We start from the raw sequence: 11,891 nt of genomic DNA on the forward strand, positions 1-11,891 counted from the left end.
AGTGGAGACTCTTGCATACAAAACAACGGTTGGTTTTGGTTTTTCCTCTATCATGCCAAGTAGTTTTTCTATGTCTTCTTTTTTATACCTTCTCCTTCCCATAGGTAGCCTGAGAGGTGTTATTAACCCTTCCTTCTCCCAGTTTATTAGTGTTCTTCGGCTGATACCATATATCTCTTTAACTTTTTGCACACTTAGCAACATTCAATATCACCTAGTCAAAATTATACCTTTTTGCATTGTTATTTTCAACCGTTGTGACCTCCTTTAGCCTCACTAAACACCTTTTATTCATGCTTTTTCACAAAACCACTCCATCTTTTTACTCTCATCAATTATGCCAGCATATACCTCTCTTAGCCTCTCTACAATCCTATCCCACGAAAAAATCTCTTTTGCATCTTCAAATCCTTTTTCAGCAAGTTTTTTGCGCAAGCTTTCGTCATTTAGCAACGATAAAATCATGTCTGCAAGTGAGTTTGAATTTCCACAGAAAAAGGTAAGCCCATTTTCTCCATGTTTGATTATCTCAGCAAAACCTCCAATGTCAGACACAACTGTGCTACATCCTGCTGCCATTGCTTCTAAAGCAACAATGCCAAATGGCTCATAAAGGCTTGGGAAAACTGCAATGTCAACAACTTTAAAAAGCTTTTTCCGGTCTTCATCAGAAATAAAACCTGTAAACAAGACTTTTTGTGAAAGTCCCATGCCATGTGCCCTTGAATAAAGCTCACCATACATCGGGCCATTTCCAGCAATTATAAGTTTTGTATTGTAGTACCTCTCAAGGACTATCCTAAAGCTGTCAAGTAGGACGTGAATTCCTTTTTCGTACACATGCCTTCCGATGAAAAAGATTATTTTTTCACTGTCAAGGGCAAATCTTCTTCTAAATTCGATGTCATACTCAACATTTGAAAACTCTTCAAAGTCAATTCCATTGGGTATGACAACGCATTTGTCAGGTGTGAGGTTAAAAATCCGCTCACATTCGTTTTTCATATAGTTTGAGTTGACAATTACCTTCCATGCCTCAAAAGTAAGCCACCGCTCAACGTTGTGAATAAACCTTTGAAATTCATTGTGAGTACCACCATTTCTGCCATGTTCTGTTGCATGTATTGTGCAAACCATTGGGACTCTTAAAGAGTGTTTTACCATTCTTGCTGCAAAAGCTGTCAGCCAGTCATGTGCATGGATAATATCAAATTTGCCATGTTTTCTTGCCAAATCTATGGCTTTTTCAACCATTGCCATGTTCATAAGCATAACCCAGTCAATAAAATTTAGCGGATTTAGAGGATAGAGAGGAACTCTTGCAATTTTAAGATTTCCATAGTCTTCAAATCTTTCGTAATCTTCAGAAAATGTAACTACATAGACAGTGTCTTTTTCTGAAAGCCTTTGTGAGATGCTTTGAACAACCCTTGAGATGCCACCAACAATCCTTGGTGGATATTCCCAAGTAAGCTGCAGTATTTTCAACCATTCATCTCCTTTCTATTGGCAATTTTCTTTAAAAGGGTTTATATATTTTATACCACTTTGCATAAAGTTTTAACAGAAATGTTTCTATAATTTTAGTTTCTTTATCTAAAATTATCTTCTCCAACTTCTAATACTTTAAGTTTGTAAATCTTTCACTTAGAACTATTCTTCAAAAAATTGTGCAATTTGCATAAACATTTTATTTAAACTTTGTCATTATTGATGTTTTTTCAATGGTATATTCAAAATATCAGCTTAATTTCTAAAATACAACTTTAGAGGAGGGGTTTTGTAATATGCAGGTATATGTTGTAAGAAAGACTCCTATACAGGAATTGAAAGAGTTTGGAGGAAGAGTTTAAACGGTGTGAAAGAAGGTGTCAAAGAAGTAATAAACGATATAGAAAGAACAGCAATAGCTTCCGGTTTGGAAAGTAGCATTAAAGGTGGTATTATAAAGGGTTATAAACAAATCAGAAAATTTAATGCTATAATGAAAAATGGATATACTTTACGAGGAATAGAGCAAGCTGGCATGCGTGGGGCTGTGAGTGGTTTTGCAAAAGGATTAGTTAAATCACCTGGGATTGTCGGATGGATATCAATAGGTTGGTCATTTGGAGAAGGTTTTGTTAGAGGTTGGAGAGAGTATGGAAAATAAAAAAAGTTATTTTAGTTGGATTGCAGCTGGATGCATTACTTCTACACTGATTGTCTACGCCGTTAACTATTTAAAAGAATTTTCTTATTTTAAAGAAAATCCTTTAAACAGAATTATTCAATTGTCGATTGTAGTTGGAATAGCAGTCGGAGCAATAATTGATGCTAAATGTACTGAAAATTCTGACAGAATATACCTTAGAATTTTATTAAATAACTTTCTGTTATTTTTTACTTTCTTTTTTCTACCTCTAAACATTGGTCTTTTTGTTTTAAAAATAATACCAAGCATAAAAGACTTGGTAGTTTTTGTTTTATTTGAAATTATCTTTACATATTCTGTTTTGCGTTCTAATTATTTATATATTCTCAAATTTAAGAAATATAAAAATTATGGGAAAATTGTCATATTGTCTGGTCTTTTGATAGGAATTTCTGCGGGTATAATATTCCCTGAAATAGAAGGCATGTATAGATATTTACTAATGTTTGTTTTTGCTACAATATTCTTTGAAGTTCTAAATTTCATACTCAAATAATTTTTTCTGCTGTGCTACAAGTGTTTTTGCAAATGAGATAATCAAAATACCTGAATATGTAGAATATTTTACAACTGATATAGATTCCGTAAAAAGAGCTGTCTGAGGTAGAAACGAATATGGCAAATAAAACCAGACATCATTTTTTGAATTGGGCACTCAGCGGAATTATTTTTTCACTTTTAGCATTATTTTTCTTCTATCTCAATAGAAATTCACCAATTTTAAAAGGAAATGTAGCAAATAGAATTTCACAACTATTTATTGTAATTGGAGTAGCAGTTGACAGCATATTAGATTTGTCAGTAGAACAAAATTCAAATGGTTACTCAAGAAAAATTTTAATAAAACCTGTGATATTTTTTATTAGTTTCTCTTTCTTATTTGATATTGGTATATTTTTGCTCAAGATGATATCTTCACTGAAACTTTTTTTAATGTTAATAATATTTGAATTTCTGTTTACACTTTTTACCATCCGCTTTTTTCATTTAGAAAAAGTGAAATTTTATAAATATAAGAACTTTAGTAAAATAGTAGTCTTCTTTATACTTGCGACAATAATACTTTTGATTATTTTTGCTCCATCTTTAGAAGGTATTGATTTGTATATCGCAATATGTATTGTAGGTATTGCTTTCTTTGAAATACTAAACTTGCTATTAAAATAAAGCAAATTGTAAAACTAATTTTATGATTTGAAATATTTAGTAAAAGGTTGCCCTATAAATAACTTAAAGTGCGAGGTAAATGCAAATGAATCTTTATCATCCTTTAGATACATTTCAAGAAGTGAAAATTATTACAACCACCTAAAAAACAAAAAGATTAAAAGAAGAATTGAAAATAGAAAAAATAAAAATTGGTTTGGAAACGTTTAAAACTGAAGATGGATTTTTAAAACTATTACATGAAGCCCATGTTCTTTTTGGAAATGATAGGAAGTTCCTGGAAGAAGCAACATATGAGGTTGAAATAAAATTTATTGATGGTGAAATGATTGGAAAAACAACCTTTAAATATCAACCTTTAAAAAAGAGATTGGAGAAATATTTACCTTATAATCCTGTGTAATAATAAAACCAAAAGACCAGCTGTGTTTAAGAGCAAACAAGCTGGTCTTTATTTTTATCATTAATTTATTCATAAAGATACAGCACATACATTGCATGAGACCATGCCAAAGGGACAACCCAAGCAGGCTTGCCAGTGAGCTTGTCAACCTGCTCTGGAAAAAGTCCGTTTGGCAAACTGTGCGCTTTTGCCCACTCAAAAAGTTTTTCTGCCCTGTCAATCTGACCAGTTTTTTTGTAGTAAATTGCAAGCCAGAGTGTTGTCAGTATCCATGGATTTCCTCCAATGTATTTGTCATCAGAATATCTTTTGTAGCCACCCACAATCTTGTTTTGACATTCCCTTTCGATAGCCAAAATGGTTGCTTTTAAAGCCTCATCACTGTTGTCTACCATTGCAAAAGGATAATAAATGCCAAGTATTGAAATGTCAACAACTTCGTCTTGTTTTTTGAAATAATAGGTTATCTCATACTTTTCGTCCTTTTCTACATACTTGTTCTCTTCAGGAAGTTTTAAAAATTCCTCCCTTGAAATTCTGACATCTGTTGACCTTACATACCGTGAAAGTTTGGGACTGTAAAATCCTGTTACTATCTGATTTTTTATTGCCTTTAACTTCTTTTCAATTTCACTTTCAAGCTCAGGAAAATATTTTTTTGCTTTCTTTAGCGCAGCATATATGCTTGCATTTGAGTAAAGATGAATACCTTCTCTTTCTTCCCACAGGTCAAAGCTTCTAAAGATAATTCCTTTTTCGGTATCCACAGCAGCTATCAAAAATAGTAGTGCTTTTTTGAGCTGCTGTTTATGCAGATCAATCAAATGCAAGGAATTATGTCTTTCGCAGTAGCTGAGAAATCCCCACACAACAGAAGCTGTCTCATCAATCTGAACTCCCCAGCTTGGAGCTAAGCTGCCATCTGTGTAATATCTCTGGTCCCAGAATCCTTCCTTTTCCTGACAAGAAAATTTGAATTCAAAAAACCTTTCTACCTCCCTTGAGAGTCCAAGCGCATCCATTGCAGATACTATAAACGCAGCATCTCTTCCCCATACAAAACCATAACCGCCACAGTGGTAAAACCTTTCATCAACCTCAGATGCTGCTAAAATTCCACCTGTTTTGGAGTTCTGCAGTACATAAAATACATATGCACTTCTTTTCTGAAGCTGCATATCTTTTGGGTCTTGTGTGCAAACAAGCTTTACTTTTGAGAATTTCTTTTCCCAAAAGGCCTTGTTTTGCCTGTAAATTTCGTCATACCCCTTTTGTTTTAAATAAGAAAGTTTTTGATAGACTTCATCTTTTGAGTTTCCAAAAGCAAGAAAACATACAACCTTTCCTGTATTTTCAAGTTTTGCGGCAATCTGTGGATTTGTAGCTTCACTTAAGCCTTCCTGTTGATTATCGTTTGCATCATCAAGTCCGTTTTTAACTGTAAAGCTTTTTATCTTGTTCTCAAAAGTAAGACCTATATATGTCCCTTTAAAATATGCGTAGATTATTTCATTTTCCTTATCAACCTTTGCAGCATTAAAAAGGCTTGATGAATTTATCATGGGTTCTAAAAAGACATAGAAGTCTTCAAAAGCCGTTTCCCATAAACGAACCAAGCTGTCTGTTTCAAAATCAACAAAGTCAAGCTGAAAAATTGTTTTGTCTGCAATTTTATATTCAAAAAAGTACGCAAAGTCATCCACAAATCCACTTCTTATCTTGAAATTTTCATCCTCGAAAAATACAAGCCCATCCAAAAAAATGGCTGCCAAAAAGAGTTTTAGCTGCTGATAATAATCTACTGCAGGCCAATAAAACCTTTGCAATATGCCATTTGAATCAAGCTGCCCTAAAACATTTGTATTACCAATTATAGCTTCTACTACGTGCGGCTTTCTCATATGATCCCTCTTCCCCATATACAAATTGTTGCGCAAACATTTGCAGTAATCATATTATAACAAATATCTGACTTGTTGTGCATTCAGCAATTTTACTAATTTTATTTTTGCCTTTTTTGTTTCTAAAAACAAAAACCCCCTCAGGCATTGAATTATTCTCATCACACAAGCTTTAAAACCTGTCACATGCCAGAGGGGGTTACATGAGTATTCTATTGTAGATGTAACTTAGTTTACCTTATCAGCATCTCAACCAAATCACAAACCCTGCTCACCTGAGCACCGTTTAAGCGAATTTTGTACTCTTTTCCAGGCCTTGCAAAGATGAAATTGTCTTCTAAATCCCCATCAGCTTCAACTATAAGGCAAATTGCAGGAGTTTTGGGTTTTATTATAATATGGTCATCTTTTATTTCATATTCAAACTGACTGGGTTTTAGCTCGAGGTTTATTGGCTTTTCAAATACAAAGTAGTTTTCGTACTCCTCTTTATCGACAAAAAGGCTCACAAAAACTATGCTTTCCAAAAGTCCTCTGTCTATCTTATCCCCAATTACAGCCGTTTCAATATGTTTGGGTATATATAACCACTCACCCTTCAAAATATTCAAGTTTTCTACTTTTTCAGAAAATACTTCTATTACACTATTTTTAGGAATTTCCACAGCAAGATCTTTCTCATAAAGTTTCTGACCATCAAAGTTCCAGATTGTAATACTTAGCTTGCCTTGTTTTGTCTTCAAATCATCACTTACAACATAAACTTTAAGCTTCCCATCCTCATACTCAACAACTGGCAAAAACTTTGCAAATAACCTTTTTGACTCATAGTAAAGCGCCTTTCTTCTTTTCAAATAATCAATTGATGACCATGATATAACAGGCCAGCAGTCGTTTAGCTGCCAGTAAAGAGCACCGGTAGTTCTAAATTTGTTTTTACGATAATGTTCAACAGCAGTTTTAATAGCCTCTTTTTGAACAAACTGTGAAAGGTAAACAAAAGAATCAAAATCTTTTGGAAGACCAATTGAGCCTGCCATATACCTTATAAGCCTTTCCAAACCTTCTTCCTGCTTTTCGTGCATTCTCAAAGTTTTAGAGAAGATTGTCTGGTCTTTAAGAGGAATATACTTTTTCATTGTATCAAGGTGTGCTGCTGCCTGAAAACCAAACTCACTCACAAACCTTGCATTGTCGTGCTTGTAGTAAATATAGTCTTTCCAGCCAGCCCAGATATCCCATGTGTGCTTGTCACCAGCAGTGCTGCTATTTGGATGCTCCCCACCATACGGGCTTGAGATGTGGTACGGTCTTGTTGGGTCAAGCTCTGATAGAATCTGTGGCAAAACCTTCTTGTAAATTCTATTTCCCAAAAATTCTGGGTCGCCAATGTGCCACCAGTCTCTAAAACCCCAGTTGTTTTCGTTATTCCCACACCAAAGCACTATACACGGATGGTTTCTCAGTCGTTTTATCTGGTACTCTGCCTCTTTTTTGAAATTCTCAACGAAAAAGTCAAACTCATCAGGGTAGATTGCGCATGCAAACATGAAATCCTGCCATACCATTATACCGTTTTTGTCACACTCGTTGTAGAACCAATCATACTCATAAATTCCGCCGCCCCAGACCCTGAGCATGTTCATGTTCGCATCTTTTGCCATTTCAATTAACTCTTTGTAATCCTTTTCTTTCAACCTTGGCAGGATGGAATCAGCAGGTATCCAGTTTGCACCTTTTGCAAAAATCTTTTGACCGTTTATTTCAAAGATGAAGCTTTCGCCATATTCATCTTTTTCTTTTATAATTCTGACAGTCCTGAGGCCTGTTGTGACCATTTTTGTTGCTTCTTCGTTCGAGGTTTTAACAACAATCTTAAAAGTATATAAATGCGGCTCTCCATAGCCATTAGGGAACCACAGTTTTGGATTTTCTATTTCAATTCTCTCTTCAATAAAATATCCTTCTTTGGACTTGTAGACATCTGGTATAACTTTTTTAACATATTCGCTATCTGAAATCTCTATTTCAACACTACTTGGCTTTTCAAATGAATTTATCTTTGCAAAAACTTTGACCACTGCTAAATCTTCTGATAAGTGTTCTGTTTTGACAAACTCATCTGTTATCTCAAGACCGTTGTTTAGTTCCAAATATACACTCCTGAAGATGCCAATCTGAAGAATCCTCGGGCCCCAATCCCAACCATATGAATATTGAGCTTTTCTTATCCAGCTTCTATACGGATACTCATATTTTGATTGGTAAATTTTTTTAAGTCTTTCTGCTTCTTTGATTGGAGAGTAAAGAATTACTTTTAATACGTTTTTCCCTTCTTTCAAGACAGTTGACACATCAAATTCATATTTTAAAAACATGTTATCTGTTCTACCCAAGTAAAAGTGGTTTAAATAAACATCAGCGACTGTATCAATCCCTTCAAACACAAGCTTTTTGACCTGCCAGTCAAGATTTTCGATATAAAACTCTTTAACATACTCAAAGTCCTTTTCTTCAAGAGAATAAAACAAAACTTCATTTACTCCATAAAATGGGTCTGGAAGCTTGCCAAGGTTGATTAAATCAAGTTGAACACACCCTGGAACTGTGCCATCCAAGTATTCAAGGCTGCCTACTTCTCTAAATTTCCATTTTCCATCAAGGCTTATCTTCAATGTAAACTCCCCCTGTTTTTCTTTTTCAGCAACATGTTTTGTCTAAGATTATATTATAATACTTTACACATTTGCTTTATCTGCCTGTATTTTTACTCTTTATCTCATAATTTTAGAAAGTAAATAAGGGTGAAAGATTATCACCCTTTGACAGCACCAGCGACAAGCCCTTGTATAACCTTTTTGTTAAAGGCAAGATACGTTATGATTACTGGAAGTATAGCAATTGTTATTGCTGCCATGAGTTGAGTGTATTTTACAGTATACTGAGATGAAAAGTTTGTAAGCCCCACAGGCAGTGTTTTTAACGCATCGCTTTTTATCAAAACAAGAGCAAATGAAAACTCATTCCAAGTTGAAAGAGCGCTTAAAATTACAACTGTTGAGATTATAGGCTTGCAAATGGGAAGAATTATTCTAAACAAAGTCTGAGTCAAGGTCGCACCATCAATATAAGCTGCTTCTTCTATTTCATGCGGAATGTCTCTTATGAAGTTCTCCATCAAAAATATCGCCATTGGAAGACCCAAACCAACATAAGGAAAAATTAGCGTAATTCTTCTATCCAAAAGCCCAAAGACTTTAAACTGGACAAACAATGGCACCAGAAGCGCATGAATAGGGATTAGCATCCCTGCCAAAAACATTGTATACAGGAGTGTTCTTCCTTTAAATTGATACCTTGCAAAAAAATACCCTACGATAAAACTAAATATTACAATCAGGATAACAGAGATAACTGTTGTGAATAAGCTGTTGAAAAAGTATATATGCATCTTTGCTGTCTTTATCGCATTTACATAATTTTCAAATGTAGGATGTGCTGGCAGTGAGGCAATACTCAAAGCAAACTCTCTTTCAGTTTTAAGTGATGAGTAAATAAGCCACACAATTGGAAATATAGCTGAAAGAGAAAGTATCATAACTAATATGTTAAGAATTAGTGCCCCTATTTTGAAAGCAATCTTTTTTATATTCATTTTTCACTTCCTCCCATCAGTCTTCGCGAAAGTAGGATTATTGCAAGGCTCAAAACCAAAATCCCAACAGAAATAGTTGCTCCATATCCAAGCTTGAACATTATAAATGAGTTGTTATATGCATACTGTGCCATAACCATCGAACTTTTGCCTGGTCCGCCACCTGTCATGACATATATATGGTCAAAAACTTTCATATTACCTGCAATGCAAAGCATAATCGAAACCTTTAACGTATCTGACAGAAGTGGCAGTATAACATAGATGGTTCTTTTAAATCCATCTGCACCGTCAATTTCTGCAGCCTCAAATATCTCCTTAGGAATTGATTGTAGCGAGGCCATAAGTATAACAAGATAAAAACCTATATACTGCCAAATAAGTGGTACAGAAACAGAGTATATGACAAGCTTAGGATCATCAAGCCATGGTCTGACAAGCGAGCCCAAGCCAATTGCTCTCAAAACCCAATTTAATATGCCTATCTGCTGGTTGTACATAAGCATCCAAATAAAGCCTATTACAACAGGTGAGAGTACAACAGGTAAGAATATAACTGTTCTGTGAAACTCTTTGAACTTCAAAACTCTTGTTGTCATCAACGCTGCTAAAATAAAGGCAATTCCAATCTGGCCTATTATACAAAGCAGGGTTATTATAAGATTGTTTTTAAAAGAAAACCAAAAGTCGTAGTCATGTACAAGCTGGATGTAATTGGAAAGCCCAACAAATCTCATCTTTGGCCCACCAGACCACTCGTAAAGGCTGTACCTTATCGCCAGCACAAGTGGCACTACCACAACAAATAAATACCACAAAACAGGCAGTGAAAGATAGGCAATGAATACCCTCGAGCTTGGTTTGAATAGTTGTCTTTCCATGCTGAAGTCTCCCCTTTTTAAAATTCAAATTTATGTAAAAACTATATTGGTAGACAAAAGAGGGGGAGTTTAAAAAGGCTTTCCCCCTCTTTTTTCTTTTTCAAAATTCTAAAACTACTTCGCTTCTCTCTCATACTCCTGCTGAATCTTTTGAGCAAGCTTTTCGGGTGTAAGTGTGCCTATTATCATGTCTTGAAGACCGCTGTTCATAACCTCAATCACACCAGGCGATAGCTGAACATCATATACAGGCACATATTTTATATTCTTTGCAAGCTGCTGATATTTCTTTGCAAGAGTAAAAAGCTTACTTTCATCATAATTTGTAACTTTTGTTGCAGGGAAACCACCCTTTTCAAGCATAGGCCTTGAATACGCATCGCTTGAGAGCGCTTTTAAAAGTTCCAGAGCAGCATTTTTCTTGCTCCCATCAAGGTTCGCATTTATTTGAAATGCCCAGCCAGCACCGCCTGAAACTGTGTTTGGCAATCCTTTCCCACCTGGCACAGGTGGGATTATAGCAAGCTCTGTTGCCTCCAAAACATCTTTTGGAGCCTCATTTGTCACAAGCGAAATTGCCCAGCCACCTTCAAAGAACATTGCAGCTTTTTTGTTATAGTAAAGAGTCCTCTGCTGGTTGTTGTCAAGCGAGTTGATATCGCTGTTAAACGCCTTCATTTTAACAAGCTCATCAATTGCCCTGAGCGCATTTACAAACTCTGGGTCGGTAAACTTTGCACCTTTTCTATCTCTTATAGACACAAACCAGTCTGTCCCTGTGAACCTGTCACCAAGAGTGCTCAGAATACACGACTCAACAAGCCATTTTCCCTTGTTTCCTGCAGTGATTGGAATATACCCTTTTGCTCTGAGTTTTTTGACAGCATCCTTGAACTCATTCCAATTTTTCGGAAACTCATTTATGCCTGCTTCTTTAAAAATCTGTTTGTTATAGAAAATTAGGGATGTTGGCTGAACCTGGATTGGTATTCCTAAGATTTTGTCTCCTCTTTTGAAATCGTCAAACGCACCCTCAACAAAGCTATTTTTCCATGCCATGTCACTATCAAGGGCATCATTTAAAGGTGCAATCTGATTGTTGTTGTAAAATGGGTCAACCATTGAACCTTTTATAACAAACACATCTGGAAGTTCTCCACCGGCAGCAAGTGTCTTTATCTTTGTCTCATAAGTGTCATGCGACAGAGCTTCCTGTTTTATTGTGACATTCGAATGTGATTTTTTATACTCATTTAGTGCATTGTAAAAACCAGTGCTTATTGCACTTCCGTCGTTTGTAAACATGTGAGTAAACGTTAAAGTAATTTTTTCTTCGATGTTTTTGCTCTGGCTGCTCTGCTGTGGCTGCTGAGCTGTCTTTTTCTTGCAGGCAGCCAGTGAAAACACAAGTCCAAAAACTACCAAAATAGCTAAAACTCTTTTAATCAATTTTACTTTTTTCATATATTTTGCCTCCCTCTCATTTTTTATTTCATTTCTACTGTCAATTATATAAATTTGATTATGCAATTTGTAGGTAATAATCTTATTAAAACTTCTATTATTTTAACACATTTGCTGTTTCATTATTCGTTTAAGATTTTCTCCAAACAAATATTCGAAGATTATAAATTTTTATCTTTTTGGAATCTTTCGCCCTTGTCATTTAAGCTTTTTCTGTGTTATTTTA

11 protein-coding genes are annotated in these 11,891 nt (G+C 35.1%); 4 read left to right on the forward strand and 7 right to left on the reverse strand.

Translation table 11 applies throughout. The annotated features are described in order from the left end of the window. Both H964_RS09325 and H964_RS09330 read right to left on the reverse strand, forming a co-directional pair. Nucleotides 1-204 (reverse strand): MerR family DNA-binding transcriptional regulator (locus H964_RS09325; RefSeq protein ID WP_039766994.1); only part of this gene is annotated, 204 nt, incomplete at its 3' end. A gap of 87 nt (nucleotides 205-291) precedes the next feature. Continuing rightward, nucleotides 292-1,488 (reverse strand): glycosyltransferase family 4 protein, encoded by a 1,197-nt coding sequence (locus H964_RS09330; protein ID WP_039766996.1) that lies wholly within the window; start codon nucleotides 1,486-1,488, stop codon nucleotides 292-294. A 370-nt stretch (nucleotides 1,489-1,858) separates the two neighbouring features. On the opposite strand from H964_RS09330, the gene H964_RS09335 reads away from it, so the two are divergent. The 4 genes from H964_RS09335 to H964_RS09350 all read left to right on the forward strand — a co-directional run bounded on the left by H964_RS09335 (nucleotide 1,859) and on the right by H964_RS09350 (nucleotide 3,764). After that, entirely contained in the window at nucleotides 1,859-2,152 is a 294-nt protein-coding gene (locus tag H964_RS09335) for a hypothetical protein (protein WP_011915747.1), read from the forward strand. After that, nucleotides 2,121-2,690 carry a hypothetical protein gene (locus H964_RS09340; protein WP_237738264.1) on the forward strand — a complete coding sequence of 190 codons (570 nt, stop codon included), beginning with the start codon at nucleotides 2,121-2,123 and terminating at the stop codon, nucleotides 2,688-2,690. The genes H964_RS09335 and H964_RS09340 overlap by 32 nt, the downstream gene beginning before the upstream one ends. A 119-nt stretch (nucleotides 2,691-2,809) precedes the next feature. After that, entirely contained in the window at nucleotides 2,810-3,361 is a 552-nt protein-coding gene (locus H964_RS09345; RefSeq protein WP_011915745.1) for a hypothetical protein, read from the forward strand. A gap of 169 nt (nucleotides 3,362-3,530) precedes the next feature. Continuing rightward, on the forward strand, nucleotides 3,531-3,764 hold the full coding sequence (locus H964_RS09350) for a hypothetical protein (protein WP_049754821.1): 234 nt from the start codon (nucleotides 3,531-3,533) through the stop codon (nucleotides 3,762-3,764). A 65-nt stretch (nucleotides 3,765-3,829) separates the two neighbouring features. Here H964_RS09350 and H964_RS09355 read toward each other — a convergent pair whose 3' ends face one another. The 5 genes from H964_RS09355 to H964_RS09375 form a co-directional block, all read right to left on the reverse strand. Further along, a complete protein-coding gene (locus H964_RS09355) occupies nucleotides 3,830-5,665 on the reverse strand; it encodes a glycoside hydrolase family 15 protein (protein WP_039767005.1) in 1,836 nt (611 codons plus the stop codon). 233 nt (nucleotides 5,666-5,898) lie between these two features. Continuing rightward, nucleotides 5,899-8,340, reverse strand: a complete 2,442-nt coding sequence (locus tag H964_RS09360; RefSeq protein WP_039767008.1) for a beta-mannosidase — start codon at nucleotides 8,338-8,340, stop codon at nucleotides 5,899-5,901. A gap of 140 nt (nucleotides 8,341-8,480) precedes the next feature. Next, on the reverse strand, nucleotides 8,481-9,320 hold the full coding sequence (locus tag H964_RS09365; protein WP_083931513.1) for a carbohydrate ABC transporter permease: 840 nt from the start codon (nucleotides 9,318-9,320) through the stop codon (nucleotides 8,481-8,483). Continuing rightward, on the reverse strand, nucleotides 9,317-10,201 hold the full coding sequence (locus H964_RS09370; protein ID WP_039767010.1) for a carbohydrate ABC transporter permease: 885 nt from the start codon (nucleotides 10,199-10,201) through the stop codon (nucleotides 9,317-9,319). The genes H964_RS09365 and H964_RS09370 overlap by 4 nt, the downstream gene beginning before the upstream one ends. Before the next feature lie 114 nt (nucleotides 10,202-10,315). Further along, nucleotides 10,316-11,665 (reverse strand): extracellular solute-binding protein, encoded by a 1,350-nt coding sequence (locus H964_RS09375; protein WP_039767013.1) that lies wholly within the window; start codon nucleotides 11,663-11,665, stop codon nucleotides 10,316-10,318. Between the last annotated feature and the right edge of the window lie 226 nt (nucleotides 11,666-11,891).

It is taken from the genome of Caldicellulosiruptor sp. F32 (genome assembly GCF_000404025.1).
Lineage (GTDB): Bacteria > Bacillota > Thermoanaerobacteria > Caldicellulosiruptorales > Caldicellulosiruptoraceae > Caldicellulosiruptor > Caldicellulosiruptor saccharolyticus.

Coding starts and splice junctions, on each gene's coding strand:
- H964_RS09345 (WP_011915745.1), top strand. CDS start 2,810: ATGGCAAATAAAACCAGACATCATTTTTTGAATTGGGCACTCAGCGGA.
- H964_RS09365 (WP_083931513.1), bottom strand. CDS start 9,320: ATGAATATAAAAAAGATTGCTTTCAAAATAGGGGCACTAATTCTTAAC.
- H964_RS09375 (WP_039767013.1), bottom strand. CDS start 11,665: ATGAAAAAAGTAAAATTGATTAAAAGAGTTTTAGCTATTTTGGTAGTT.
- H964_RS09355 (WP_039767005.1), bottom strand. CDS start 5,665: ATGAGAAAGCCGCACGTAGTAGAAGCTATAATTGGTAATACAAATGTT.
- H964_RS09370 (WP_039767010.1), bottom strand. CDS start 10,201: ATGGAAAGACAACTATTCAAACCAAGCTCGAGGGTATTCATTGCCTAT.